Here is a 26,159-nt window from a genome sequence, read left to right as displayed (position 1 = left end):
GCGGTGTCGCGGGCACGTGAGGTACGGCACACCTGCCGTATGGTTGAGGCGATCCGCAGCAGATCAGCACGGGACGTCGGCCAGATCGGCAGGGCAGTGCGCAGGGAATGGGCAGGAGGCGGCAGGTGACCGTCGACAACATCTCGTCGGGCGCGGACGAGGAGCCCCCTTCTTCTCCGTACCGCACCCCCCACCATGAGGTCGATCACACCGCGGAGCCGACCAACGATCCGCTCGCGATCCGTCTCGAACAGCTGATCCTCGGCGCCGACCGCCGCTACACCCCTTTCCAGGCCGCGCGTACGGCCGGTGTCTCGATGGAACTGGCCTCCCGCTTCTGGCGGGCGATGGGCTTCCCGGACATCGGCCAGGCCAAGGCGCTCACCGAGGCGGACGTGCTGGCCCTGCGCCGCCTCGCCGGGCTCGTCGAGGCGGGCCTGCTGAGCGAGCCGATGGCCGTGCAGGTCGCCCGGTCCACCGGCCAGACCACCGCCCGGCTCGCCGAGTGGCAGATCGACTCCTTCCTGGCCGGCCTCACCGAGCCGCCCGAGCCGGGCATGACCCGCACCGAAGTCACGTATCCGCTGGTGGAGCTGCTGCTCCCGGAGCTGGAGGAGTTCCTGCGCTATGTGTGGCGGCGCCAGCTGGCGGCGGCCACCGGGCGCGTCGTCCAGGCGGCGGACGACGAGGAGATGGTCGACCGCAGGCTCGCCGTGGGCTTCGCCGACCTCGTCGGCTTCACCCGGCTGACCCGGCGCCTGGAGGAGGAGGAACTGGGCGAGCTGGTCGAGGCCTTCGAGACGACCTGCGCGGACCTGGTCGCCGCGCACGGCGGCCGGCTCATCAAGACACTCGGCGACGAGGTGCTGTACGCGGCGGACGACGCGGGTACGGCGGCCGAGATCGCCCTGCGGCTCATCGAGACCATGAGCAACGACGAGACCATGCCGGAACTGCGGGTCGGTATCGCCTTCGGCACCGTCACGACCCGGATGGGCGACGTGTTCGGCACGACGGTGAACCTGGCGTCCCGGCTCACCTCGATAGCGCCCAAGGACACGGTCCTGGTGGACGGCGCGCTCGCCGAGGAGCTGGGACGCCACGGCGACGCCCCGGTCTCCGAGTCGGAGGCGGCGGCCGAGGCCGAGCGCGCCGAGAAGAGCGGCGATGCCCCGCCCGCCTACCGATTCGCCCTCCAGCCGATGTGGCAGCGGCCGGTGCGTGGGCTCGGCGTGGTCGAACCGTGGCTGCTCACCCGCCGTACGACATGACGCGGGCGGGGTGGCGCGCTCCGGCGTGATCCAGGGGCGGCGTGCGCGGCTGAGCGCGGGTCACGGGCCGGGGGCTGACGCCCGGCCACTCGGCTGGCTATCGTGCGCGGATGACCTCAGATATCTCAGATGCTGGAACGGGCGCCGCGGACGAGCGGCGGTTCGGGGAGTACGTCGCGGTTCGCCGGCACGGCCACGTCGCCGAGCTGGTCCTGGACCGGCCCAAGGCGATGAACGCCGTGTCGACGGAGATGGCGCGGTCGATCGCGGCGGCCTGCGACGCGCTTGCGGCGGACCCGGCGGCACGGACCGTGGTGGTGACCTCCACCCACGACCGGGCCTTCTGTGTGGGCGCCGACCTCAAGGAGCGCAACTCCCTCACGGACGCCGAACTGGTGCGACAGCGCCCCACGGCACGCGCCGCGTACACCGGCGTACTGGAGCTGCCCATGCCCACCGTGGCGGCCGTGCACGGCTTCGCGCTGGGCGGCGGGTTCGAGCTGGCGCTGGCCTGCGACCTGATCGTCGCCGACCGGACGGCCGTGGTCGGGCTGCCCGAGGTGTCCGTCGGCGTGATCCCCGGCGGTGGCGGAACGCAGCTGCTGCCGCGCCGGGTCGGCGCGGCGCGCGCGGCCGAGCTGGTGTTCAGCGCGCGGCGGGTGGAGTCGGCCGAGGCGCGGGAGCTGGGTCTCGTGGACATCCTGGCCGACGACGCCAGGACCGGGGCGCTGGAGCTGGCGGGCCGGATCGCGGCGAACTCGCCGGTCGGGCTGCGGGCGGCCAAGCGGGCGCTGCGGCTGGGACAGGGGCTCGACCTGCGGGCCGGCCTGGAGGTCGAGGACGCTGCCTGGCGTTCGGTGGCCTTCTCCGGGGACCGGGCGGAGGGTGTGGCGGCGTTCAACGAGAAGCGGAAGCCGCAGTGGCCGGGGGAGTGACGGCGGCAGGGCGGGCCCGTACGCCCTCATGTCACCGTCCGTAACCTATAACTGCTCAAAAGCCGCACATCCTCCCTAAGCTGAAGCAATGGGTGACGATGTGCGGCTGCGGGCCGTGGTGACGCTGGCGCAGGCCATGGCGTCGGCGCACACCCCGCGTGCGTCCTGGCGGGCGGCGACGCTCGGCGCGTGTGAGGCGCTGGGCGGCAGTTTCGCCGCGCTCTCGGTCTGGGAGCGGGAGCTGGGCCGGCTCAAGGTGCTCGCCAATGTGGGGGAGCGGGTCGAGGACGAGGCCGAGTTTCCCGACGCCGAGACCTATCCGGTCAACCACTTCCCGGAGATCACCGAATTCCTGCACGAGCGGTGGGCCAGTGGCGGTGAGCCCAACGCCTGGGTCGAGACGGCGGACGGCCCCGCCGAGGGCTCGGCGGGCTACTGCCATCAGCGGGTGGCCGCGCTGCGCAGGCGGGGGCGCGGCAGCTGTGTGGTGGCCCCGATAGTGCTGCGCGGCCGGGCATGGGGCGAGCTGTACGTGGCCAGGCCGGTGGGGATGCCCGTCTTCGACCGGGGTGACGCGGACTTCGCCACGGTGCTGGCCGCGGTGGTGGCCGCCGGGCTCGCGCAGACCGAGCGGCTGGAGGAGGTCAGGAAGCTGGCCTTCACCGACCCGCTGACCGGGCTCGCCAACCGGCGCGCGGTGGACATCGGGCTCGATGCGGCGGTGGAGCGGTTCCTGGCCGACGGGACGGCCGTCAGTCTGATGGTCTGCGACCTCAACGGTCTGAAGCAGGTCAACGACACCCATGGCCACGCGGTCGGCGACCGGCTCCTGGAACGGTTCGGCTCGGTCCTCTCGGTCTGCGGGGCGATGCTGCCCGGCGCGCTGGCGGCGCGGCTCGGCGGTGACGAGTTCTGTCTGCTCTCCGTGGGGCCGTCGGCGGACGAGGTGATAGCGGTCGCGGACGAACTCTGTGTACGGGCTGCCGAGCTGGAGCTGGGCGACGGGGTGGCCTGCGGGGTCGCGTCCACGGGGGATCCGATCGGGCCGCTGAAGTCCGCCCGCCGGCTGTTCCGGCTGGCGGACGCCGCGCAGTACCGCGCGAAGGCGGCCCGGTCGTCGAAGCCGGTGGTGGCGGGCCGGGACAGTGCCGTGATGCGGCTGGCCGACACGCCTCCGGCGTCCGGTGACCGGCGTCGGGTGCGGGGGAAGCGCGGGTAGGCGCGGGGGGTGGTGTGCGGGGGCCCGTCCCTGGGTGGGGCGGGTTCCACCCGCGTAAGGGTCCCACCCCGCCATCGGTAGTGACAGTTTGAGATTCAGTACGTAGGCTTCTGAATATGGATATGCATACAGTCGTGGTGGGAACGTCCGGCACCACCGCGGAGGACGTCCTCGCGGTGGCCCGCGGTGACGCCCGTATCGAGCTCTCCGCCGAGGCCCTCACCGCCCTCGCCGCCGCCCGCGAGATCGTGGACGCGCTGGCTGCCAAGCCCGAGCCGGTGTACGGCGTCTCCACCGGCTTCGGCGCGCTCGCCTCCCGGCACATCAGCCCCGAGCTCCGCGCCCAGCTGCAGCGCAACATCGTGCGCTCGCACGCCGCGGGCATGGGCCCCCGGGTGGAGCGCGAGGTCGTGCGGGCGCTGATGTTCCTGCGGCTCAAGACCGTGTGCTCCGGTCACACCGGTGTGCGGCCCGAGGTCGCGCAGACCATGGCGGACATCCTGAACGCCGGAATCACCCCGGTGGTGCACGAGTACGGCTCACTCGGCTGCTCCGGAGACCTGGCCCCGCTCTCCCACTGCGCACTCACCCTGATCGGCGAAGGCGACGCGGAGGGCCCCGACGGCACCGTGCGCCCCGCCGCCGAACTGCTCGCCGACGCCGGAATCGCCCCGGTCGAACTCCGCGAGAAGGAGGGCCTCGCCCTCCTCAACGGCACCGACGGCATGCTCGGCATGCTGATCATGGCCCTCGCCGACCTGCAGAAGCTCTACACATCGGCCGACATCACCGCGGCCCTGTCGCTGGAAGCGCTGCTCGGCACGGACAAGGTCCTCGCCGCCGAACTGCACGCGATCCGCCCGCACCCGGGCCAGGGCGCCGCCGCCGCCAACATGCTGAAGGTCCTCGCCGGTTCCGGTCTCACCGGGCACCACCAGGACGACGCGCCCCGCGTCCAGGACGCCTACTCGGTGCGCTGCGCCCCGCAGGTCGCGGGCGCGGGCCGGGACACGCTCGCGCACGCCCGTACGGTCGCCGGGCGCGAGCTGGCAGCGGCCGTCGACAACCCGGTGGTGCTCCCCGGTGACGGCGGCGCCGGGGGAGGCCGGGTGGAGTCCAACGGGAATTTCCACGGCGCGCCCGTCGCGTACGTCCTGGACTTCCTGGCCATCGCCGCGGCCGACCTGGGCTCCATCGCGGAGCGCCGTACCGACCGGCTGCTCGACAAGAACCGTTCGCACGGGCTGCCGCCCTTCCTCGCCGACGACGCCGGTGTCGACTCGGGCCTGATGATCGCCCAGTACACCCAGGCCGCGCTGGTGAGCGAGATGAAGCGGCTCGCGGTCCCCGCCTCCACCGACTCGATCCCGTCGTCCGCCATGCAGGAGGACCACGTCTCGATGGGCTGGTCGAGCGCGCGCAAACTGCGGACCGCGGTCGACAACCTCACCCGGATCGTCGCGATCGAGCTGTACGCGGCAACCCGCGCCATCGAGCTGCGCGCCGGGCTCGCGCCCGCCCCCGCCAGCAGCGCGGTGATCGAGGCCGTGCGCCTGGCCGGTGTCGAGGGCCCGGGACCCGACCGGTTCCTCGCCCCCGATCTGGCGGCGGCCGACGCCTTCGTCCGGGACGGTGGGCTGGTCAGGGCCGCGGAGACAGTGACAGGGCCGCTGGACTGACGGACGCGCGCCCTGGGCCCGGCCGCCGGGAAACATCCTGGCGGCCCGGTCCGGGCGGTGTCTGCCCGCCCGGCCGTCAGCCCCGTACGGAGTCCGGCTCAGCCGGTGTGGGACCGGCGTCCGGTGAACGCGACGGAGACCGCGCCGAGCCCCAGGAACACCGAACCGCCCACCACGTACCTGGTGGTGTCCGGATGTCCGCCGGCCGCCGGAAGCGCGGCGGCGTGCCGCTGCGCGTGTGCGGGATCACCGGAGTGCGGGCCACTGCTGGCGTTCGCCGACGGGACGAACCACAGAGCGCAGAGCAGAGCCCCCGCCGAGGCGGCGGTCAACAGTGGTCGGCGAGCTGACACAGGATCGATCTCCCTTACTGCAAACCCGAATTGGACCCCCTGCGCGCTGATGCTAGTGAAAGCAGCGGGTCGCAGGAAAGCCGCGGACGTCAGGAGCCTTACGCTCCGTCGCATGACCAACGAAGAAACATCCCGCTATGTGCGACTCAAGGTGGAATTGGTGCTGGAGGTGCATGACGCCCCGGCGCTCTGCGAGGCCGCGCTCGAACGGATCGCGGACGACGCGGAGGGGGTGCAGCCCGGCATGCTCGGCGAGGACCGTACGCATGCCGAGGCAGCCGTCAGGGAAGACGCTGCAGAAGCGGTCGCCCACCTGGTGGACCCGCTCGACCTGCTCGGCGAGGTGCCGGGGGTCGAACTCGTTCAGGCCGGGTGGTCGAGCGAACAGATCGACTACGACCCCGATTCGCTCGAATGGGACCTGGACGAGGAGGATGAGCCGGGCGGCGAAGCGGAAGTGACACCGTAACTCCGGTGCGTGACAAGGAGTTCGCGGAGTGACGGAACGGCGACCCGGAGTGCGCACGGAGCACTCCGGGAGCCGGGGCTTCCGGAGCGGCACGTGTTGTTCCACACATCTTCACCGAATGTGGAACCGACAGTTCGGTACAGATGTTCTTAAAGAGCAGTGCGGGCACACGTCACGGCGCGCGAAGGTGACCTGCTCGGGGATTTTCGGGGTATTCGGCAACGATGGAGAAGCGTGTGATGACGGAAAGTAGGCGGCGCAAGAGCCTGATGGCTGCGTCCGCTCTGCTGGGCGGCGTACTGGTGCTGTCGGCCTGCAGTGGTGGCGACAGCAATGCCGGCGGCTCGGACAGCGCGAAGAAGTCCTCGCAGAGCGCGGTCGACGAGGCGGCGGCGAAGGACACGTCGGACGCCCGAATAGCGATCACCCCCAAGAGCGGCGCCGACAACGCGGGCATCAACAAGGACGCCAAGGTCGCCGTCAGCTCGGGCAAGCTGACCCAGGTCGCGATGACCAGCACGACGGGCAAGGCGGTCAAGGGCACCATCTCGGCCGACGGCGCCAGCTGGAAGCCGGACGCCCCGCTCGAACGTTCGACCACGTACAAGATCGCTGTCACGGCCAAGGACGCCAAGGGCCGTCAGGCCCACGAGAACTCGTCGTTCACGACGGTCTCGCCCGCGCACAGCTTCATCGGCAACTTCACGCCCGAGGACGGGTCGACGGTCGGGGTCGGTATGCCGGTCTCGATCAACTTCGACAAGCCGATCACCAACAAGAAGGCCGTCGAGGACGCCGTCAAGGTGACGTCGAGCAGCGGCCAGGAGGTCGTCGGCCACTGGTTCAGCTCCACGCGCCTCGACCTCCGGCCCGAGCAGTACTGGAAGGGCGGGTCCACCGTCACCATGAAGCTGGCCCTGGACGGTGTCGAGGGCGCCAGCGGCGTCACCGGCGTCCAGGACAAGACCGTCAGCTTCAAGGTAGGCCGCAACCAGGTCTCCGTCGTGGACGCCGCCGCGCACACGATGAAGGTCATGCAGGACGGCAGGACGATCAGGACCATCCCGATCTCCGCCGGCTCCCCCGAGCACACCACGTACAACGGCCAGATGGTGATCTCGGAGAAGTACAAGCAGACCCGGATGGACGGCTCGACGGTCGGCTTCACCAACGCGGACGGCAAGGGCGAGTACGACATCAAGGACGTCCCGCACGCCATGCGGCTGTCCAGCTCCGGCACCTTCATCCACGGCAACTACTGGGGTGCCAAGTCGGTCTTCGGCTCGGCGAACACCAGCCACGGCTGTGTCGGACTCTCCGACACCAAGGGCGCCAACGACCCGAACACCTCGGCCGCGTGGTTCTACAACCACTCGATCACCGGTGACGTGGTCGTAGTGAAGAACTCGCACGACAAGACGGTCCAGCCCGACAACGGCCTCAACGGCTGGAACATGAACTGGTCGGCCTGGAAGGCCGGTTCGCAGGCCTGACCGGACCGGGCGCGAGCCCACCCGATCCCCGCACCGACGGCGGCCCGTCCCTTGTGGACGGGCCGCCGTTCGTGATCCGTGTCCGATGCGTACGGGATACAGGCCAACCGGCGTCCTACATGGCCTCTAGCGTGTTCCCCGACCGGTGAAACAGGAACAACAGGAGGCAGACACCATGATCGCCAATGAGCCCGCGGCGGCCCGCGACCTGACCGGGCACCCGGCCGTCACCGGAGAGCGCGCCGACCTCCTGGAGATGCTGGCCGCGCAGCGGCGCTCCCTGCGCTTCACCACCCGGGACCTCACCGACGAGCAGGCCGCACTGCGGACCACCGCCGGTGAGCTGTGCCTGGGCGGCATCATCAAGCACGTCGCCGCGGTCGAGCGGAACTGGGCGGACTTCATCCGGAACGGTCCCTCGGCGATGAAGGACTTCGCGGCCATGACCGAGGAGGACTGGTCCCGGCGGGCCGACGAATTCCGGCTGCTGCCCGGCGAGACGCTCGCAGGGGTGCTGGCCGCCTACGCCGAGACGGCGGACCGGACCGACGGACTGGTCACCGCCCTGCCCGACCTGGGCGTTTCCCACCCGCTGCCGAAGGCTCCGTGGTTCGAGCCCGGTGCGCGGTGGTCGGCCCGCCGGGTGCTGATGCACGTCATCGCCGAGACCGCTCAGCACGCCGGCCACGCCGACATCCTCCGCGAGTCGCTGGACGGGTCCAAGAGCATGGGCTGACCCGCGACGGGCGAGGCCGGTCCCGCGGCGCCGCCGCGCGACGGGCCTCGCACCCTCCGCGGGGTGGCTCTTCGCCGGGGCGTGCGGTGGCCTCAGTGGCCTCACCCGTCCGCGCGGCCCCGCATGCGCCGGCCGCCGCCGGACCTCAGAGGGTGAGGTGCGGCGCCTCGTCCACACCCCAGGACGCCAGGAGCCGCAGCGTCTCCACCGAGTCCGAGCCCGGCTCGGCGTGGTAGGTGACCAGGCTCTGGTCCTGGTCGCCCGGCAGGTTCAGCGTCTCGTACGCCAGCGTCAGTGAGCCCACCAGCGGATGGCGCAGCCGCTTGACGCAGTGGCCCTTGTCCCGCACGGTGTGCGCCGCCCACAGCACCCGGAACTCGTCGCTCTTGACCGACAGCTCACCCACCAGCGCGGACAGCTGCGGGTCGTCGGGGAAGCAGCCGGCGAACAACCGGAGAGCGCTCACCATCTCGGCGGCCACGCACTCCCAGTCGGAGTACAGGTCACGCGAGTTGGGATCGAGGAACACGATCCTCGCCATATTGCGCTCCTCGGGAGGCAGCGCGGCGAAGTCACCGAACAGCGCCCTCGCCAGCCGGTTCGAGCCGAGGATGTCCATCCGCCGCCCCAGGACGTACGACGGCACCCCGTCCATCGCGTCCATCAGATGCTGCAGCTCGGCCCGCATCCGCTGGGGCCTGGCCGCCGCCGCCCGCTTCTTCTTCGGCTTCGGCCCCGCCAGGTGCGTCAGATGCGCGCACTCCGCGTCCGAGAGCCGCAGCGCACGCGCGACCGAGTCGAGTACGTCGCTGGAGACATTGCTGCCGTGGCCCTGTTCGAGCCGGGTGTAGTACGCCACGGACACCCCGGCGAGCTGGGCCAGCTCCTCGCGCCGCAGCCCCGGCACCCTGCGGTGTCTGCCCAGATCCGGCAGGCCCACGTCCTGGGGCTGCAGGCGGGCCCGGCGGGAGCGGAGGAATTCGCTGAGTTCGGAACGCTGGTCCATGCATCCAGTATCCGTGGTCGTACGAGAACCATCCTGACCCTGCCAGTGGTACGCACAGTGGGCGTAGGCACAGCAGGGAGACCGCGGATCATGTGTGAAATCCGAACCATCAGGCAGGCTGGAGGGACCACCCCCATTTCTGAGGAGAACGTTTCCGGATGACTGTCACCACCGTCGCCGCGTACGCCGCCCCTGCCCCGAAGGCCCCGCTGGAGCGCACCACCGTGCCTCGCCGGCCGGTCGGTGAGCACGACGTACTGATCGACATCAAGTTCGCCGGTATCTGCCACTCCGACATCCACCAGGCCCGCGACGGCTGGAGCGAGGGCATCTTCCCGATGGTGCCCGGTCACGAGATCGCGGGAATCGTCGCAGAGGTCGGCACCGGCGTCACCAAGTTCGCCGTCGGCGACCGCGTCGGCGTCGGCTGCATGGTCGACTCCTGCCGGGAGTGCGAGAACTGCAGGGCCGGCCTCGAGCAGTACTGCGCCAACGGCAACATCGGTACGTACAACGCCCTCGACAAGCAGGGCGAGCCCACGTACGGCGGCTACTCCACCCACATCGTCGTGGACGAGAACTACACCCTGCGCATCCCCGAGGGCATCGCGCTCGACGAGGCCGCGCCGCTGCTCTGCGCCGGTATCACCACCTACTCGCCGCTCGCCCACTGGAACGCGGGCCCCGGCAAGAAGGTCGCCATCGTCGGCCTCGGCGGCCTCGGACACATGGGTGTCAAGATCGCGCACGCCATGGGCGCCGATGTGACCGTGCTGAGCCAGTCGCTGCGCAAGCAGGAGGACGGGCTGAAGCTGGGCGCCGACCACTACTACGCCACCAGCGACCCGAAGACCTTCGAGGAGCTCCGGGGCACCCTGGACCTGATCGTCTCCACGGTCTCCGCGCCGCTCCCGCTCGACTCGTACCTGAGCCTGCTCAAGACGGACGGCGCCATGATCAACGTCGGCGCCCCGGAGGAGCCGGTCTCGCTCAACCTGTTCTCGGTCATCGCCGGCCGCAAGACCCTCGCGGGCTCGGGCATCGGCGGCATCCGCGAGACCCAGGAGATGCTCGACTTCTGCGCCCAGCACGGTCTCGGCGCGGAGATCGAGGTCATCGGGGCCGAGCAGATCAACGAGGCGTACGAGCGCGTGGTCAGCAGCGACGTGCGCTACCGCTTCGTGATCGACACCGCGACGATCTGAGCTGCTGAGGCCCGAGAGGCGAAGAGCACCCTCGAACCGGTCGTCGGGCGGCCCCGCCCACTACCTCAGAGGTAATCGCCACGCCTCCGTCTCCCCGGCAGGATCTGACACAGAGCGCATCGCCCACCGCGATCCGCCCCAGGTCCTGCCGAGGAGGCCACCATGACCGCGTACGCTGTCGCCCATCTGCGCCCCGCCGACCGGCTCGTCGAAGACGTCTTCGTCTACATCGAGAAGATCCAGTCGACCCTCGACCCGTTCGGCGGTCGCTTTCTCGTGCACGGAGCCGACGCGGAGGTCCGCGAGGGGGAGTGGCCGGGAGCCCTGGTGATCATCGGGTTCCCGGGGATGGAGCAGGCCCGCGCCTGGTACGACTCCCCGGCCTACCAGGAGCTGCTCCCCCTGCGCACCGACCACATAGCGGGAGACGTGCTGCTGGTGGAGGGCGTGGCGCCCGGGTACGACGCGGCCGGGACCGCCGCCGCCTACCGGGCCGCGGCCGCCTCAGCGGCGCAATAGAGCGGACTCGGGAGGAGCGGGCGCGCCTGGCGGGCCCGTAGGCCCGGCCGCCCCGGCGGGCCGGCCGGCTCAGTCGACGAGCGCGCGGTAACCGGAGCCGAGCCGGTAGTCACCTGCGCGCTTCACGGTCAGCCCGGTCCACTCCCCGCGACGGTGCAGCGACGCGTTGCCGCTCGCCCGCAGCCAGGGCGAGTACGCGATCCGCACCGTGACCGTCCCGGGCCGGGGCACATGGACCACCAGCTGTGCGTCGCCGCCCCGTACGACGCTCGCGGGTGCCCCCACCAGCGGAGTCGCGGCGTGTACCCGGTAGACCCGCCAGTGGGCGTCGTGCCAGACCGGCCGGAGCCAGGGCGGCCGCGACCGTACGAGAGCCGCCTCACCCTCCGCCGGACCGTCGGGGCGGCCGTCGTGCAGAACGACGTACCCGACAGCGAAGCGGTCCAGCCAGGCCCGGTAGCGGGCAGCGTTCAGCGACCCGTCGTAGAAGAGCCGCCCGCGCTCCACGTCGAGCTGCCGGTTCCAGCCGCGGGCCATGTTCACGTGCGGGGCGAGCAGGGTGGCCTCGCGGTGGTTGCGGGCGGGCACCACTTCGACCCGGGTGCGGTCCGCACGCAGCCCCCGCAGCGCGGTGACGACCCCCTTCGTGTCGGAGGCCCAGGCGGGCACGGTGGTCGAGACGCGCAGATCGTCGACGGTCTTGTCGGCCAGCCAGTAGCAGTTGAGGCAGAGCGCGGCGGCCAGCACGACGCGCCGCCCGGCCGCCCGCTCGGCGATGACGGCCGCCAGCAGCACAACAGGGCCCACCAGGCCGACGAGCCGTTCGACGTTCGTGCCGATGGGGGACGGGACGAGATACGTCAGGACGACGCCGACGCCGTACACCAGCGCGCTGTACCGGACGATCGGATGCCGCGCGGCGACACCGAGCGCGGCGCACGCGGCCAGCGGCATCCAGAGCTTCCCGGTGGCCATCGGCTGCTCGCCCTGGAACGGGAAGGCCAGCGTCGTCGCCGCGACCACCAGGAACGGTGGCAGCGCGAGCCCCAGCCCCTTGCGCCACTGCCGGTCCAGCAGATGGGCGCCCGCGAGGACCACCAGGAACAGCCCCGCGACCGGACTCGCCATGGTCGCGAGCGCGGCGCACACCGGCGCGGCGACCCGCCGCTCCACCCACAGCACGGCGAGCAGCCCCACGGCCACACCCACAGCGAAGGTGGTCCGCCCGGACGCCACGTTGCACCAGAGCGCGAGCGCGCCGAGCACCGCGGGCGCCGCCGGCCACCGCACGCCGCTGCGCACGACGACGAGGGAGAGAACCCAGGTCCCGCCGATGCCGGCCAGCACGGAGACGGTGCGCGCACCGAAGCAGGCCATCAGATACGGCGTCAGCAGGCTGTAGTTGGCGGTGTGCGTCCCGCCGTACCAGAAGAGGTTGTACGCCGACGCCGGATGCCGTGACGCGAAACCGGCCCAGGCGAACTGGGCGGCCAGATCTCCGCCCCCGGTGGCCAGCACCGCCACCCACACCGCGTACAGCGGAAGGACACAGACGGTCGCCACCAGCGGCACGGACCACCACCGGGCGGCGGGCCTGCCGGAACGAACGGTCCCCCCGGCCCGCGGCCGGACGCTCTCAGTGATCCCCACGGGGAAACTCTAGAGGGTGAGGCGGACATGGCGGCGGCGCTCCTGCCGGGCGCCGCCGCGCCCAGGTCACTTCAGCGCGCTGCCCGCCGTCCACGCGGACCAGTTGAGATTCCAGCCGTTGATGCCGTTGTCCGGGGCGACCTTGCCGCCGCCCGCGGAGTTCTTCACGATGACCACGTCGCCGATCAGCGAGTTGGTGTAGAACCACCCGGCCGGGGTGGCGGTGTCCGTGCCGCCCTGTGCGTCCTGCATGCCGATGCAGCCGTGGCTGGTGGCCTGCGAGCCGAACGTGCTCGGTGCGGCCCAGTAGTTGCCGTGGATGAACGTCCCGGAACGGGTCAGCCGCTGCGCGTGGGGCACGTCCGGGATGTTGTACTCGCTGCCCAGACCCACCGTCGTGCTGTCCATCTTGGTCTGCTGGTACTTCTCCGAGATCACCATCGTGCCGTTGTACGTCCCGTGCGCCGGCGAGCCGCTGGAGACCGGAATGGTCTTGAGCGGGCTGCCGTTGCGCACCACGGTCATCGACTGCTTCGCCGCGTCCACCGTGGAGATCTGGGACCGCCCGACCTTGAACGAGAACGTCTTGTCCTGCACACCGAACACGCCAGGGGACACCTCGACGCCGGCCAGCTTCATCCGTACCTTCACGACTGATTCCGGTGTCCAGTACTCCCTCGGCCGGAAGTCCAGCCGCTGCGGACTGAACCAGTGGCCCACCGCCTTCTCGCCGCCGCTCGACGTGATGGTGACGGCCTTTTCGACGGCCTTCTCGTTCTTCACCGGCTTGTCGAGGTTGAAGGAGACCTCCATGCCGACCCCGACCGTGGTGCTGGGCTCGGGGGTGAAGAACGCGATCACCGAGTTCGCGGCGGCCACGGTGGTGAAGTGGGAGATCTTCGCCAGGGTCTTGCCGCCCGGGTCCTTGGCCTTCGCGGTGAGCACGTACGGAGTCCCGCGCTGGAGGCCCTTCCCCGGCCGCCAGGAGGCCTTGGACGCGGCCATGGCGCCGGGAACGGCGTGTCCGTTGTTCTGGTCCGTCAGAGTGACCGAGGTCAGGGTGCCGTTCTCGACGGCGGCCCGGATGTCCCCGGTGTTGATGCCGACGTTCTTGGCTCCGTCGCCGGGCGTGGTGGTGAGGCGGGCCCGGGGCGTGCTCGTACTGGTGGGCTGGGCGGACTTCGTACCGCCGCTGCCGCCACCGGACCCTGTGGAGCAGGCGGCGAGAGCCAGCGCTCCGGCGGTGAGCAGGGCCAGGAGGACGGCCCATCGGATCCGAGGACGGCTGATCGGTATCAAAGGTCCCGCCTCCACTGCGACGAGGAAGGGCCGGGCGGTTTACCCGGCCTTGCTGCGTTCTGTATGCATTCTGCGGCAGGGAGTGCGGAGTGACACCTCCGGTTGCGCTTACCGGGGGGGTCCCGGACGCCGGGCGCCCGGGACGGCGGGCCCGTCCGGGGAGGCTCCCGCACGCTCCTGGGCGGGTCTCGGGCGCTCCTGCGGCGGACTCGGCGGGACTGTCAGTGCCGGCCGGTACGGTCCCCGGGACCAGCTCGACCGGACCGACAGGGAAGGCGCCGGCATGGAGTTCCGGACGGACCGCAGCACATTCGCCGAGACAGTGGCCTGGGCGGCACGTGTACTCCCCACCAGATCGCCGGTACCCGTGCTCGGCGGACTCCTCCTGGCCGCGGAAGGCGGCACACTGCGCATCTCCGGTCTCGACTACGAGGCGTCCGCGTGCATCGAAGTGCCGGTGGACACCGTGCGGCCCGGCAAGGTCCTCGTCATGGGGCGCCGGCTCCTCGACATCTGCCGGGTGCTGCCCGAGGGACCCGTCGAGTGCGCGGTCGAGGCCTCCCGCTTCACGGTGACCGGCGCCGGAACCAGTTTCGGGCTCTCGGTACTGCCGCTCGACGACTATCCGGCGCTTCCGGCCCTCCCGGAGCTGCGCGGGTCGGTGGACACGGCGGCCTTCGCGGCGGCCGTCGCCCACGTCGCGGTGGCCGCGGGCCGCGACGACGCCCTGCCGGTCCTCACCGGGATCAGGCTGAGTCTGGACGGCGGGACGATGACACTGGCCGCCACCGACCGCTACCGCTTCGCGGTGCGCGCACTCGCCTGGGACCCGGAATCCGAGGACGTCTCGGCCGACGTCGTCGTCCCGGCCCGCCGCCTGACGGAGATCGCCCGCTCGCTGAGCCGTACGGGGACGGTCCGGGTGGCCCTGGGGGAGGGCTCGATCGGTTTCGAGAACACCGGCCCGCAGAAAACGCCCGGCGCCCGGCGCACAGCGGGTGCCCAGGGCCCGCCGGGGACACCGGGCACGCGGACGACGGTGCGCCTGCTGGAGGGCCGGCTGCCGCGCCACGACAAGCTGTTCACGATGGACAGCCCGGCCGTGGCGGTCACGGACCGGGCACCGCTGCTGGAGGCGGTGCGCCGCGTCGCGGTGGTCGCCGAGGGCGTCAGTCCGGTACGCCTGGACTTCTCACCGGACGCCGTCCACCTGCACGCCGGGTACGAGGACGACGTGGCCTCGCAGCGGCTGCCGGCCGTGCTGGCCGGTACCGGCGGCATCGCGGTCGCCTTCAACCCGGCCTATCTGACGGACGCCCTGAGCGCCCTGGACAGTGACTGCGTCCGGTTCGACCTGCTCGGCCCCGGTCAACGGGCCCTGCTCACCGGCCTGTCGGCGCCGGACGCCGATCCGGACCCGGCCCACCGGCACCTGCTGATGTCGCTGAAGCCGCTGATGTGAGACCGGGGCCGCGCGACGGAAGGCGCATCCGCGAGGTGCGCGGTGGACAGCTGAGGAGGGCCGGTTCAGCTGTTCGTTGTCGGGGCTTGAGCGACACCGACCGGGCAGGAGACACCGGTCCCGCCGATCCCGCAGTACCCCGCCGGGTTCTTGTCGAGGTACTGCTGGTGGTAGGGCTCCGCAGCGTAGAAGTCACGCCCCTGCGCGGGCTGGATCTCCGTGCTGATCGTGCCGTAGCCCGAGCCGGTCAGGACCTGCTGGTACGCGTCACGGGACGCGGCGGCAGCGGCCGCCTGGGCCGGGGAATGGGTGTAGATCGCCGAGCGGTACTGCGTGCCCACGTCGTTGCCCTGGCGGAACCCCTGGGTCGGGTTGTGCGACTCCCAGAAGATCTTCAGGAGGGCCGTGTACGGGACGACCTCCGGGTCGAAGACCACCCGGACCGCCTCCGTGTGGCCAGTGAGGCCCGAGCAGACCTCCTCGTACGCCGGATTCACCGTGGAGCCGCCCTGGTAGCCGACGAGCGTCGTCCAGACGCCGTCCGTCTGCCAGAAGATGCGCTCGGCGCCCCAGAAACAGCCCAGGGCGAAGTCGGCGGTCTCCAGATTGCCGGGGTACGGGCCTGCGAGCGGGTTGCCCAGGACCGTGTGGCGGGCGGGCAGTTCGAACTCCGGGGTGGCGCGGCCCTTCAGCGCCTGGTCCGGGGTGGGGAGCTGGGGGGTGCGGTTCAGGAACATCGGCTGCGGCTCCTCGGGGAGTATGGGTGCACCCCGTGCAACGCACAGGCGCCGGTCAGGATTCCTGCCGGTCGTCGCGGGACGTCCTGCGGTCCAGCCACGCGGCCGTCTTCCGCCGGGACCGGATCCAGAAGTAGACGCCGAAGCCGATCAGGACCAGCGGTATGAGGCGTGTCATGGGGGTCGCTCGTTCCTCTTCGGTTCCCGCGCGGCGGCGCGGTGGTTCCCGCGCGGGGGCACGGTGCGGTGTGCCGCCAGCCTACTCAGCGGGAAGGGTGGCCGGACTGCCGCCGTTCGCCTCGTACCCCGCCACCGCCAGCGCCCGGTACACCGCGTACTCGGCGGCCGGATCCTGGTCGAGGGTCCAGGGCAGCGCCCCCACGTGCCCGTCGATGTGGACCAGCTGGTTCATCGCTTCCGACCAGCGTTCCGACCGGACCAGGAAGAGCACCAGCAGGTGCCGTACGTGCGCGAGCACCGGGTCGTCGGTGCGGGCCGTGTGAACGGCGTGCATCGCGCCCTCCACCGCCCTGGTGACGACCGCGCTGCGGTAGAAGCCGCGCACCAGATTGACCTCGGGCAGATGCTCGTACACCGCGAAGAGCGGCAGCGCGGCGAGCAGCGACCCGCGGCGCGCGCGGGCCGCCGCCGCGTGCGCGAACTCGTCGGCCCGGTCGCGGGAGCCGTGCCACTTCTCGCACCAGTAGTGCAGCGCGGCCAGGTGCGCCCCCATGTGCTCGGGGGCGCGGTCGATCACCTTGGCCCACAGCTGCTCGAACTGCAGCTCGGGGTAGGCGAGTCCACGCCCGACGGCCAGCTCCACGATGTACGGGACGGGGTCGCCGGGGGCGAGCAGCGCCGCCTCGCCGCTGACCGTCCGTGCCTCCTCCAGGATGATCCGGAAGTCGTCCGATCCCGCCGTCGACGAACGCCGGGCCTGCTGCACCAGGAACTCGGCGTGCACCTGGGCGGCGCCCGCGTCCTTGGGGGCCTCCGAGCGCCAGTTGCGCAGCCAGGCGCCGCCCGCTCCCGGCCGCTGCGCCAGCTCCAGCGATGCCGCGCCGGCGAAGGCCTGCACCCGCTGCCAGCGCAGCTCGCCCGACGCGGACGTGCCCGCGAGCAGCTGGGCCGCGGGCCGCCAGTTCTGGGTGTGCTGGACCACGTCCAGCACGTCGAGCAGATCCTGGTCCGGGCCGGGCAGCCGCACATCCAGCTCCTCCTGGCGCAGGAACCCGTAGTCGTCGGGGTCCGCGGCGTCCGGGGAACCGGGCAGCACCTGGCGGATACCGCCGCGCCCGCGCAGCAGGTACGGGCCGAGCACTGCCGCGAGCATGCACACCGCGAGCAGGAACCAGAGAATCTCCATGAGTCAAGCGAACCAGACACGACCGACATCTGACCACTACGCTCGGTGCTCATGAGCGACGAGCAGAGCGTGCACCAGAATTTCGAAACCCTCGCCATTCACGCCGGCAACACCGCGGACCCCCTGACGGGCGCGGTCGTACCCCCGATCTACCAGGTCTCCACCTACAAGCAGGACGGCGTGGGCGGCCTGCGCGGCGGCTACGAGTACAGCCGCAGCGGCAACCCGACCCGTACCGCTCTCGAGGAGAACCTGGCGGCCCTGGAGGGCGGACGCCGAGGGCTCGCCTTCGCCTCCGGGCTCGCCGCCGAGGACTGCCTGCTCCGTACGCTGCTGGCACCCGGTGACCACGTGGTCATCCCGGACGACGCGTACGGCGGCACCTTCCGGCTGTTCGCGAAGGTCGTGTCGCGGTGGGGCGTCGAGTGGTCGGTCGCCGACACCACGGACCCGGCTTCGGTGCGTGCCGCCATGACCCCCCGCACCAAGGTGATCTGGGTGGAGACGCCCTCCAACCCGCTGCTCGGGATCACGGACATCGCGGCGGTCGCCGACGTGGCGCGCACCGCGGGCGCCAGGCTCGTCGTCGACAACACCTTCGCCAGCCCCTACCTCCAGCAGCCGCTCGCGCTCGGTGCGGACGTCGTCGTGCACTCGATGACCAAGTACATGGGCGGACACTCGGACGTCGTCGGGGGCGCCCTGATCGCCAACTCCGACGACATCGCCGAGGAACTGGCGTACCACCAGAACGCGATGGGCGCGGTCTGCGGGCCGTTCGACGCCTGGCTGGTGCTGCGTGGGATCAAGACCCTCGCCGTACGGATGGACCGGCACAGCGAGAACGCCTCGCGCATCACGGAGATGCTCACCCGGCACCCGAAGGTCACCGGCGTCCTCTACCCGGGGCTGCCCGACCACCCCGGCCACGAGGTCGCGGCCAAGCAGATGCGGTCCTTCGGCGGAATGGTCTCCTTCCAGGTCCAGGGCGGCGAGGAGGCGGCGGTCGCCGTCTGCGACCGGGCGAAGCTGTTCACGCTCGGCGAGTCACTCGGTGGTGTGGAATCGCTGATCGAGCACCCGGGGCGGATGACGCACGCTTCCGTGGCCGGTTCGGCGCTGGAGGTCCCGGCGGATCTGGTCAGGCTGTCGGTGGGGATCGAGTCGGCCGACGATCTGCTCGCGGATCTGCAGCAGGCCCTGGGCTGAATCCCGGGACCGGGGCCCTGGGCCGGCGGCCCCGGGTCTCCCCGGCCGCGGTTCTTCAGTGCGCGCCGGCGGTCCTCACCGCTCAGTAGCCCTCCACCGGTGGGGTCGTACGGGCCGGGGGGACCGCCCACGGCTGGGCCAGGGTCGCCCACACCACGAATCCCAGGAGCGCCGCCGTCAGCAGCAGCCAGGCCGCTCTGCGGCCCGTCCTGCGACGGCGCCGCATCCGGGCGCCGCGTTCGGTCGCGCGGAGCAACAGGTCGGCGGGGACCTGGGGATGCGGGCCCGCGAGCATGCGGCGGACCATCTCCTCCTTGCGGTCCGGCAGGTTCATGGTGTCGCCACCTCGGGCAGCCGGTGCGAGGTCTGAGGCGGAGTGCTGCGCAGGGTCGCCGTCGCGTGGGCGCAGAGGGCTCGGATCCGGTCCACCGGCAGGCCGACCGCTGCCGCGACCTGCTCATCGGCGATCCCCTCGTACAGCCGCAGCACCAGGACGAGCCGCTCCTGCGGTGGCAGCCGCTCCAGTACACCGCCGCCCCCCGCGGCCGGGGAGCCCGCTCCCCGCGGCCGCCACCACCGGCTCAGCGGCTGCGGCCGGTGGTGGCGCCAGGCGGTGCGGGCGAAGCGGGCCGAGAGTTCCTGACGGGTGTGCTCGTACGGGTCGTCGCCCCGCAGCCGGTCCCAGTCCGCGAACGTGTGCGAGAGCGCGGCCAGCAGCAGCCTCCGCGCCCGGGGGGCGCTCCGTGCGGGCTCGGCCGTCAGCAGCACGGCCACATGGAGGAGCCGTCCGGCCGCGCCCTCGACGAAGGACGCGAACTCCTCGTCGCGGCGGCTTTCCCGTGCTGCTGTCCGCTCCCGCACAGTGCCTCCCTGCTCTCATCTGAGAGCAGGTGGCCGCTGGGGTCAAGAGGCCGGCGTACCGGGCTCCTGGGCGCCTGCCGCACGGGTGGAGAGCGCCGAGTTGAAGCGGGTCAGCAGGGAGCAGAAGGATTCGCGGTCCTCCTGCGTCCAGCCGTCCGTCACCTGCGCCATCAGCTCCCGCCGCGAGGACCGGACCTCTTCGAGGCGGGCCTGCCCGCGCGGGGAGAGCTGCAGGACGACCGCACGGCCGTCCTCGGGGTGCGACGTGCGCTTGACCAGTCCGGTGTCGACGAGCGGGGCGACCTGCCGGGTCACTGTCGACGAGTCGATGCCCATGCCGGCTGCGAGCGCCTTCACTCCCATCGGGCCTTCCCGGTCGAGCCGGTTGAGCAGCAGGTACGCGGCCCGGTCCATCGAGTTGCGCACCTGTCCGACGCCGCCGAGCCGGGTCTGCTCGGCACGGCGCGCGAAGAGGGCCACCTGGTGCTGGAGGGCGTCGAGGAAGCCGGGATCAAGATCGGAAGTCATGTCCTGAGGAAGGGGCATGGCCGGGGGCTCTCTTCGTGCGATGGGCGGACAGTGGGGGACAGAGTACGCGGCCGCGAGCGGGCCCGTACCTGCGCCGCTTCAACCGTTGTCAACATGACGTCCGGGTCTTCGCACGGCCGCCGGGCTCCGGCGGCCGTGGCGGCGCCGAGCTGCGAGACTTGGCGGCATGAGCTTCGGTACGTCACACCCCCTGCCGCCGCTGATCCTTGATGACGTCCTCGGAGCGCAGAAGATGCTCTCCGGAGTGTCACGGACGACACCGATCGAGGGCAGCAGACACCTCTCGGGTCTCGTCGGGGCGCCGGTCCGCTTCAAGTGCGAGAACCTCCAGCGCACCGGCTCTTTCAAGCTGCGCGGCGCCTACGTCAGGATCGCCGGCCTGACCCCCGAGGAGCGGGCGGCGGGGGTCGTCGCGGCCAGCGCGGGCAATCACGCTCAGGGCGTCGCGCTCGCCTCGTCCCTCCTGGGCGTGCGTTCCACGGTCTTCATGCCGCTGGGGGCGCCCCTCCCGAAGGTCGCGGCGACCCGTGAGTACGGCGCCGAGGTCCGGCTGCACGGGCAGGTCGTCGACGAGACGCTGGCCGCCGCGCAGGAGTACGCGCACGAGACGGGCGCGGTTTTCATCCACCCGTTCGACCACGCCGACATCATCGCCGGGCAGGGAACGGTGGGGCTGGAGATCCTGGAGCAGTGCCCCGAGGTGCGGACGATCGTCGTCGGGATCGGCGGTGGGGGCCTGGCCGCGGGGATCGCGGTCGCGGTCAAGGCGCTGCGGCCCGATGTGAAGGTGATCGGCGTACAGGCGGCGGCCGCTGCCGCGTACCCGCCCTCGCTCGCGGCGGGCCGTCCCACCGTGATCGAGGCGCAGGCGACGATGGCCGACGGCATCAAGGTGGGCCGGCCGGGGGACGTCCCCTTCGGGATCATCCGCGATCTGGTCGACGAGGTCCGTACGGTCTCCGAGGACGAGCTCTCCAGCGCGCTGCTGCTCTGTCTGGAGCGGGCCAAGATGGTCGTGGAGCCGGCCGGCGCCAGCCCGGTTGCAGCGCTGCTGAGCGACCCAGGGTCCTTCGACGGGCCGGTGGTCGCGGTGCTGTCGGGCGGCAATGTGGACCCGCTGCTGATACAGCGCATCCTCACGCACGGGATGGCCGCGGCGGGCCGTTTCCTGTCGCTGCGGCTGAGGCTGACCGACCGTCCCGGTGCGCTCGCGACGCTTCTCGGCGTGCTCTCGGCGGCCGATGCCAATGTGCTCGATGTGAGCCATGTGCGGACCGACCCGCGGCTGGGGCTGACCGAGGCCGAGGTGGAACTGCACCTGGAGACGAAGGGACCCGAGCACTGCGCGGAGGTCGGCGCCGCGCTGCGCGACGCGGGATACACCGTCATCGGCTGAACGGACTCCTCGGCAGGCGAGCGGACTCGGATGCGGACGGGTGGACTCGGACGCGGACGAGTGGACTCGGCGGGGCACGGCTGTAACGGCTGTGAGAAACCCCTGCGATACGCGATACATCGCGATAGTGTGTGGTGCGCGTCACCCGCCGGAGGGCGGTTTGGCGGCGTCAAATTTACGATGTGTGCTGAAAAGCACCCAAATGTAAAAATGGGGGAAGCCACATGCCAGGTGCCATTTACGCCGAAGGTCTGGTGAAGACCTTCGGCGACGTCAGAGCACTGGACGGCGTGGATCTCGATGTGCCGGAAGGAACGGTCCTCGGTCTGCTCGGACCGAACGGCGCGGGCAAGACCACGGCCGTCCGTGTTCTGACGACGCTGCTGCAGCCCGACAGCGGGCGAGCGGTCGTCGCGGGGATCGACGTGCTCAAGCACCCCACGGAAGTACGCAGGTCGATCGGCCTGTCCGGGCAGTTCGCCGCGGTCGACGAGTACCTCACCGGCCGGGAGAACCTCCAGATGGTCGGACAGCTCTACCAGATGTCCGCACGCGACGCGAAGCGGCGGGCGATCGAGCTGCTCGACCGCTTCCACCTCGCCGACGCGGCCGACCGGACCGCCAAGACGTACTCCGGCGGGATGCGCAGGCGGCTCGACCTCGCCGCCGCCCTCGTCGTGTCGCCGCCGGTGATGTTCATGGACGAGCCGACCACCGGACTCGACCCCAGGAACCGGCAGCAGCTCTGGGGAGTCATCCAGGAGCTGGTGGCAGGCGGCACGACGCTGCTGCTCACCACCCAGTACCTGGAGGAGGCCGACCATCTGGCCCACGACATCTGCGTCATCGACCGCGGCAAGGTCATCGCCCGCGGTACGTCGGACCAGCTCAAGGCCCGCACCGGCGGGGAGCGTGTCGAGGTCGTCGTCCACCAGGCCGACCAGATCGGCCCCGCCCGGGACGTGCTCGCGGCTCTCGGCAAGGGGGACGTGGCCATCGCGGAACACACCCGCAAGCTGACCGTCCCCGTGACGGGCGGCGCCAAACTGCTCGCCGAGGTCATCAGGGACCTGGACGGACGGGGCGTCGAGATCGACGACATCGGTCTGCGTCGCCCCACGCTCGACGACGTGTTCCTCTCGCTGACCGGCCATGTGGCGGAGGCGGAGACCGACGACGGCTCCGAGCCGGCCTCCGGACCCGGAGGCAAGAACCCCGGAGGCGGGGCCCCCGCAAGCGCTGCCCCCGGGGACAGCGCAGCCAAGAGCGTTGAGGAGGCGGGCGAATGAGCGCCGCGACTGATGCCCCAACCGGTCCACTCGCCCCGCGGCCGCGCGGCGGGATCACCCAGTCGGTCACCGACTCGCTGGTCGTCGCGAAACGGAATCTGATCCGGATGACCCGGATTCCCGAAGTGGTCCTCTTCGGGCTGATCCAGCCGATCATGTTCGTCGTGCTGTTCAGCTACGTCTTCGGAGGTTCGCTGAGCGTCGGCGGCACCACCAGCCCCACCGTCTACCGGAACTTCCTGATGGCGGGCATCTTCGCCCAGACCGTCACCTTCGCCACGGCCGGCGCGGGGGCCGGTATCGCCGACGACATGCACAAGGGGCTCGTCGACCGGTTCCGCTCCCTGCCCATGGCGCGCGGCGCGGTCCTGACCGGGCGGACGCTCGCCGACCTCGTCCAGACCGCGCTGACCGTCGTCGTCCTCGCGGTCGTCGCCGTACTCGTCGGCTGGCGCATCCACAACGGCGTGCCCAAGATGTTCGCCGCGTTCGGTCTGCTGCTCCTGCTCGGTTACGCCTTCTCCTGGATCGGCGCGCTGATCGGTCTGACCGTACGCACGCCGGAGGCGGCCACGTCGGGCGGGCTGATCTGGCTCTTCCCGGTGACGTTCATCTCGAACGCCTTCGTGGACTCCAGCCAGATGGCCTCCTGGCTCCAGCCGATCGCCGACTGGAACCCCTTCAGCGCCACGGTCCAGGCGTGCCGTGAACTCTTCGGCAACCCGGGAGTCTCGTCGTCCGGTGCCTGGCCGATGCAGCACCCGGTCTGGGCTTCGCTGATCTGGTCCGTCGTGATCATCCTGGTCTTCCGGACGCTCGCCGTCCGCAAGTACCGGCGGGCAGCCGGCTGACGGCTGCTTCCTGCCGCCATCCGCCCGGCGCGCCGAGCGGCCTGTGACGTACCTCTCCGCAGCGTTCGCCCCTCGCGGCCCCTCTTGGCGCGGCCGTCCCGGGTTGCCGAGCCTCTTCGGCGACCCGGGCGTGTCGGACCCGGACGCCCGCCCCGCCGAGCACCGCTCCCACATCTGAGCCCCCGGCCGCAGCAGGCGGCCGGGGGCTCAGATGACGCACACGGGGGGTCAGCCCTGGAACGGCTCGGCCTTGAGGATCTTCACCGTCGCCGTCTTGCCGTTCGGCAGTTCGTATTCGGCGTTCTCGCCGACCTTCTTGCCGATCACACCAGTGCCCAGCGGGGACTGGGGGGAGTAGGTTTCGAAGTCCGAGCTCGCGTACTCGCGGGAGGCGAGCAGGAACGTCATCGTGTCGTCCTCGTCACCGTCGAACGCGATGGTGACGACCATGCCGGGCGCCGCTTCGCCGGTGGCCGCGGGGGCCTCGCCGACCTTCGCGTGTTCGAGCAGCTGGGTCAGCTGGCGCACGCGCAGCTCCTGCTTTCCCTGCTCCTCCTTGGCCGCGTGGTACCCGCCGTTCTCGCGCAGGTCACCCTCCTCGCGGGCCGCCGCGATCTTGGTGACGATCTCCGAGCGTGCGGGACCCGACAGATACTCCAGCTCAGCCTTCAGCTGGTTGTACGCCTCCTGGGTCAGCCAGGTGACGTTTTCGCTGGTCTGGGTCACTGGTGCTCCTCGTAGGTACCGGAAATACAAAGCATCGCCCTACCCAGAAGGATGTGCCTCCAGGGGCGGGCGAAACCACGAGCCTAACAATTCCGGAGCCGAAGGGGGAGGACCGAAGCGGCCGTACGCGCACCGGCGGGTCCGGAACGTGTGCGGCGGGGCGCCGGGCGGACCGGGGTCAGGAGGTGGTCTGGCAGCCGACGAGTTCGACGGAGGTGGCCCTGGACGTGGTCCGTACCGTGACGACCTGGTCGATCCGCTTCTTCTCCTGGTCGAACCTGGCGTCCTTGCGGCCGACCTCGTCGCCGTCGGTGGCCCGCAGCCGCAGGGTGCAGGTGCCGTGGAGGGCGGCGTCCTTGCGGACCTCCAGATGGACGTCCACCGTGTGGTCCGACGCGATGTCCCAGGTGATGACCTCGCCGCTGATGGATTTCCCGCCGATGGACTGGTAACCGAACCAGCCGACGATCCCCAGTACGACGACGCCGAGTACCGCCCCGATCACCTTCAGTTTGCGGTCCGCGCGCTCATCCGCCGACCGGCCGTAGCGGCCCTCGGGAAGCTGTTCGCCAACCGCCGTCATGATCGTTCCTCCAGTGCAGGGGATCCCGGAATTTTCCGTCCCCTCAGTCGGTCACTATAGAAGCCGCCGATTGCGACGAATCACTGAGGATCCTGTCTTGACTGAGCAGCTTCGCCTGATGGCCGTCCATGCCCACCCCGACGACGAGTCGAGCAAGGGTGCGGCGACCATGGCCAAGTACGTGTCCGAGGGGGTGGACGTGCTGGTCGTGACCTGCACCGGAGGCGAGCGCGGCTCCATCCTCAACCCCAAACTGCAGGGTGACGCCTACATCGAGGAGAACATCCACGAAGTCCGCAAGAAGGAGATGGACGAGGCCCGCGAGATCCTCGGGGTCAAGCAGGCCTGGCTGGGCTTCGTCGACTCGGGCCTGCCCGAGGGCGACCCGCTTCCTCCGCTGCCCGAGGGCTGCTTCGCGCTGCAGGACGCAGAGGTTGCGGCGGGCCGCCTGGTGCGGCTGATCCGGGAATTCCGGCCGCAGGCCATCACCACGTACGACGAGAACGGCGGCTACCCGCACCCGGACCACATCATGACCCACCAGATCTCCATGGTGGCCTTCGACGGGGCGGCGGACACCGAGAAGTACCCCGAGGCCGAGTTCGGGCCCGCGTTCCAGCCGCAGAAGCTCTACTACAACCAGGGCTTCAACAAGCCGCGCACCGTAGCCCTGCACGAGGCGCTGCTGGCACGGGGCCTGGAGTCGCCGTACGCGGAGTGGCTGGAGCGCTGGAAGCAGTTCGAGCGCGCCGAACGCACCCTGACCACGCATGTTCCCTGCGCGGACTTCTTCGAGATCCGGGACAAGGCGCTGATCGCGCACGCCACACAGATCGACCCCGACGGGGGCTGGTTCCACGTCCCGATGGAGATCCAGCAGGAGGTCTGGCCGACCGAGGAGTACGAGCTCGCGAAGTCCCTCGTGCCGACATCCCTCCCCGAGGACGACCTCTTTGCGGGCATCCGGGACAATGCCTAGTTATGAGCGCTAGCCAGGCATTGACGCACCTCGTCCCTCTCGCCGAGGTCGACGACAACAAGGTGACTCCCGGGCTTCTCGGCTTCATCGTCTTCGCGGCCCTGGCCGTGGGCGTGTGGCTGCTGATGAAGTCGATGAGCCGGCACATGGGCCGGGTGTCCTTCAAGGAAGCCCCGGAGCCGCAGGCGGACCCGGCGCGGCCCACCGGAGCCGACGGCGGCAAGCAGGGCTGACGCCCGCGGGGCCGCGCCCCCGGGCGGTACGGGAGCCGGACGGGCCGAATCGCCCGTCCGGCCACCGGGTGTGCGTACGGCTGC

The 26,159-nt window shown here is 71.0% G+C and carries 28 protein-coding genes; 16 read left to right on the top strand and 12 right to left on the bottom strand.

What is annotated here, in order from left to right; genetic code table 11:
- Positions 1-107 precede the first annotated feature (107 nt).
- The 4 genes from OG584_RS12090 (at position 108) to hutH (ending at position 5,104) form a co-directional block, all read left to right on the top strand.
- Positions 108-1,271, top strand: coding sequence for an adenylate/guanylate cyclase domain-containing protein (locus tag OG584_RS12090; protein WP_405777836.1), 1,164 nt, complete (start codon positions 108-110; stop codon positions 1,269-1,271).
- 110 nt (positions 1,272-1,381) lie between these two features.
- Positions 1,382-2,206 carry an enoyl-CoA hydratase/isomerase family protein gene (locus OG584_RS12085; RefSeq protein ID WP_405777834.1) on the top strand — a complete coding sequence of 275 codons (825 nt, stop codon included), beginning with the start codon at positions 1,382-1,384 and terminating at the stop codon, positions 2,204-2,206.
- Positions 2,207-2,294: 88 nt separating this feature from the next.
- The gene (locus tag OG584_RS12080; RefSeq protein ID WP_405777832.1) at positions 2,295-3,425 is read left to right on the top strand and encodes a diguanylate cyclase domain-containing protein; all 1,131 of its coding nucleotides are present in this window, start codon (positions 2,295-2,297) and stop codon (positions 3,423-3,425) included.
- Between the two features lie 122 nt (positions 3,426-3,547).
- On the top strand, positions 3,548-5,104 hold the full coding sequence (gene hutH / locus OG584_RS12075) for a histidine ammonia-lyase (protein WP_405784013.1): 1,557 nt from the start codon (positions 3,548-3,550) through the stop codon (positions 5,102-5,104).
- A gap of 98 nt (positions 5,105-5,202) precedes the next feature.
- Here the strand turns inward: hutH and OG584_RS12070 are convergent, their stop codons facing one another.
- Positions 5,203-5,457 (bottom strand): hypothetical protein, encoded by a 255-nt coding sequence (locus OG584_RS12070; protein WP_405777830.1) that lies wholly within the window; start codon positions 5,455-5,457, stop codon positions 5,203-5,205.
- A gap of 112 nt (positions 5,458-5,569) precedes the next feature.
- On the opposite strand from OG584_RS12070, the gene OG584_RS12065 reads away from it, so the two are divergent.
- The 3 genes from OG584_RS12065 to OG584_RS12055 all read left to right on the top strand — a co-directional run bounded on the left by OG584_RS12065 (position 5,570) and on the right by OG584_RS12055 (position 8,155).
- Positions 5,570-5,926: a hypothetical protein gene (locus OG584_RS12065; protein ID WP_405777828.1), complete on the top strand. Its 357-nt coding sequence runs from the start codon at positions 5,570-5,572 to the stop codon at positions 5,924-5,926.
- 224 nt (positions 5,927-6,150) lie between these two features.
- Entirely contained in the window at positions 6,151-7,419 is a 1,269-nt protein-coding gene (locus OG584_RS12060) for an Ig-like domain-containing protein (RefSeq protein ID WP_405777826.1), read from the top strand.
- Between the two features lie 175 nt (positions 7,420-7,594).
- Positions 7,595-8,155, top strand: coding sequence for a DinB family protein (locus OG584_RS12055; protein WP_405777824.1), 561 nt, complete (start codon positions 7,595-7,597; stop codon positions 8,153-8,155).
- A gap of 145 nt (positions 8,156-8,300) precedes the next feature.
- Here the strand turns inward: OG584_RS12055 and OG584_RS12050 are convergent, their stop codons facing one another.
- The gene (locus OG584_RS12050) at positions 8,301-9,161 is read right to left on the bottom strand and encodes a helix-turn-helix domain-containing protein (RefSeq protein WP_405777822.1); all 861 of its coding nucleotides are present in this window, start codon (positions 9,159-9,161) and stop codon (positions 8,301-8,303) included.
- Positions 9,162-9,319: 158 nt separating this feature from the next.
- On the opposite strand from OG584_RS12050, the gene OG584_RS12045 reads away from it, so the two are divergent.
- Together OG584_RS12045 and OG584_RS12040 are read left to right on the top strand one after the other, a co-directional pair.
- Positions 9,320-10,366, top strand: coding sequence for an NAD(P)-dependent alcohol dehydrogenase (locus tag OG584_RS12045; RefSeq protein ID WP_405777820.1), 1,047 nt, complete (start codon positions 9,320-9,322; stop codon positions 10,364-10,366).
- A gap of 162 nt (positions 10,367-10,528) precedes the next feature.
- The gene (locus OG584_RS12040) at positions 10,529-10,885 is read left to right on the top strand and encodes a DUF1330 domain-containing protein (protein ID WP_405777818.1); all 357 of its coding nucleotides are present in this window, start codon (positions 10,529-10,531) and stop codon (positions 10,883-10,885) included.
- 69 nt (positions 10,886-10,954) lie between these two features.
- Here OG584_RS12040 and OG584_RS12035 read toward each other — a convergent pair whose 3' ends face one another.
- Together OG584_RS12035 and OG584_RS12030 are read right to left on the bottom strand one after the other, a co-directional pair.
- A complete protein-coding gene (locus OG584_RS12035) occupies positions 10,955-12,457 on the bottom strand; it encodes a hypothetical protein (RefSeq protein ID WP_405784012.1) in 1,503 nt (500 codons plus the stop codon).
- A 144-nt stretch (positions 12,458-12,601) separates the two neighbouring features.
- Positions 12,602-13,834: an Ig-like domain-containing protein gene (locus OG584_RS12030; protein ID WP_405777816.1), complete on the bottom strand. Its 1,233-nt coding sequence runs from the start codon at positions 13,832-13,834 to the stop codon at positions 12,602-12,604.
- A gap of 283 nt (positions 13,835-14,117) precedes the next feature.
- On the opposite strand from OG584_RS12030, the gene dnaN reads away from it, so the two are divergent.
- Positions 14,118-15,296 (top strand): DNA polymerase III subunit beta, encoded by a 1,179-nt coding sequence (gene dnaN, locus OG584_RS12025; protein ID WP_405777814.1) that lies wholly within the window; start codon positions 14,118-14,120, stop codon positions 15,294-15,296.
- 65 nt (positions 15,297-15,361) lie between these two features.
- Here the strand turns inward: dnaN and msrA are convergent, their stop codons facing one another.
- The 3 genes from msrA to OG584_RS12010 all read right to left on the bottom strand — a co-directional run bounded on the left by msrA (position 15,362) and on the right by OG584_RS12010 (position 17,399).
- Positions 15,362-16,033: a peptide-methionine (S)-S-oxide reductase MsrA gene (msrA, locus tag OG584_RS12020; RefSeq protein ID WP_405777812.1), complete on the bottom strand. Its 672-nt coding sequence runs from the start codon at positions 16,031-16,033 to the stop codon at positions 15,362-15,364.
- A gap of 55 nt (positions 16,034-16,088) precedes the next feature.
- On the bottom strand, positions 16,089-16,211 hold the full coding sequence (locus tag OG584_RS12015; protein ID WP_405777810.1) for a hypothetical protein: 123 nt from the start codon (positions 16,209-16,211) through the stop codon (positions 16,089-16,091).
- An 81-nt stretch (positions 16,212-16,292) separates the two neighbouring features.
- Positions 16,293-17,399, bottom strand: a complete 1,107-nt coding sequence (locus OG584_RS12010; protein ID WP_405777808.1) for a hypothetical protein — start codon at positions 17,397-17,399, stop codon at positions 16,293-16,295.
- A 51-nt stretch (positions 17,400-17,450) separates the two neighbouring features.
- Between OG584_RS12010 and OG584_RS12005 the strand changes: the two genes are divergently transcribed.
- Complete coding sequence (locus OG584_RS12005) at positions 17,451-18,608, top strand: cystathionine gamma-synthase (RefSeq protein WP_405777806.1); 1,158 nt, start codon at positions 17,451-17,453, stop codon at positions 18,606-18,608.
- 82 nt (positions 18,609-18,690) lie between these two features.
- Here the strand turns inward: OG584_RS12005 and OG584_RS12000 are convergent, their stop codons facing one another.
- The 3 genes from OG584_RS12000 to OG584_RS11990 are packed head-to-tail and all read right to left on the bottom strand — an operon-like array spanning position 18,691 to position 20,015.
- Positions 18,691-18,942 carry a hypothetical protein gene (locus tag OG584_RS12000; protein WP_405777804.1) on the bottom strand — a complete coding sequence of 84 codons (252 nt, stop codon included), beginning with the start codon at positions 18,940-18,942 and terminating at the stop codon, positions 18,691-18,693.
- Positions 18,939-19,469 carry a sigma factor-like helix-turn-helix DNA-binding protein gene (locus OG584_RS11995; RefSeq protein ID WP_405777802.1) on the bottom strand — a complete coding sequence of 177 codons (531 nt, stop codon included), beginning with the start codon at positions 19,467-19,469 and terminating at the stop codon, positions 18,939-18,941. The genes OG584_RS12000 and OG584_RS11995 overlap by 4 nt, the downstream gene beginning before the upstream one ends.
- Positions 19,470-19,511: 42 nt before the next feature.
- Positions 19,512-20,015 carry a MarR family winged helix-turn-helix transcriptional regulator gene (locus tag OG584_RS11990; RefSeq protein ID WP_405777800.1) on the bottom strand — a complete coding sequence of 168 codons (504 nt, stop codon included), beginning with the start codon at positions 20,013-20,015 and terminating at the stop codon, positions 19,512-19,514.
- 169 nt (positions 20,016-20,184) lie between these two features.
- On the opposite strand from OG584_RS11990, the gene ilvA reads away from it, so the two are divergent.
- The 3 genes from ilvA to OG584_RS11975 all read left to right on the top strand — a co-directional run bounded on the left by ilvA (position 20,185) and on the right by OG584_RS11975 (position 23,554).
- Positions 20,185-21,414: a threonine ammonia-lyase gene (gene ilvA / locus OG584_RS11985; protein WP_405777798.1), complete on the top strand. Its 1,230-nt coding sequence runs from the start codon at positions 20,185-20,187 to the stop codon at positions 21,412-21,414.
- A 224-nt stretch (positions 21,415-21,638) separates the two neighbouring features.
- On the top strand, positions 21,639-22,703 hold the full coding sequence (locus OG584_RS11980; protein ID WP_405777796.1) for an ATP-binding cassette domain-containing protein: 1,065 nt from the start codon (positions 21,639-21,641) through the stop codon (positions 22,701-22,703).
- Positions 22,700-23,554, top strand: a complete 855-nt coding sequence (locus OG584_RS11975) for an ABC transporter permease (protein WP_405777794.1) — start codon at positions 22,700-22,702, stop codon at positions 23,552-23,554. Before OG584_RS11980 ends, OG584_RS11975 begins: the two co-directional genes overlap by 4 nt.
- Before the next feature lie 228 nt (positions 23,555-23,782).
- Here OG584_RS11975 and greA read toward each other — a convergent pair whose 3' ends face one another.
- A complete protein-coding gene (gene greA, locus OG584_RS11970; protein ID WP_405777792.1) occupies positions 23,783-24,280 on the bottom strand; it encodes a transcription elongation factor GreA in 498 nt (165 codons plus the stop codon).
- A gap of 178 nt (positions 24,281-24,458) precedes the next feature.
- Entirely contained in the window at positions 24,459-24,863 is a 405-nt protein-coding gene (locus OG584_RS11965) for a DUF4307 domain-containing protein (RefSeq protein ID WP_405777790.1), read from the bottom strand.
- 97 nt (positions 24,864-24,960) lie between these two features.
- On the opposite strand from OG584_RS11965, the gene mca reads away from it, so the two are divergent.
- The gene (gene mca / locus OG584_RS11960) at positions 24,961-25,842 is read left to right on the top strand and encodes a mycothiol conjugate amidase Mca (RefSeq protein WP_405777788.1); all 882 of its coding nucleotides are present in this window, start codon (positions 24,961-24,963) and stop codon (positions 25,840-25,842) included.
- Between the two features lie 2 nt (positions 25,843-25,844).
- Positions 25,845-26,075: a hypothetical protein gene (locus tag OG584_RS11955; protein WP_405777786.1), complete on the top strand. Its 231-nt coding sequence runs from the start codon at positions 25,845-25,847 to the stop codon at positions 26,073-26,075.
- The last annotated feature ends 84 nt before the right edge of the window (positions 26,076-26,159 follow it).

Origin of the sequence: Streptomyces sp. NBC_00859, assembly GCF_045161865.1 — a bacterium.
Taxonomy (GTDB): domain Bacteria; phylum Actinomycetota; class Actinomycetes; order Streptomycetales; family Streptomycetaceae; genus Streptomyces.
Note: the sequence above shows the minus strand (reverse complement) of the source record. Positions and strands in the feature narration are given on the sequence as shown.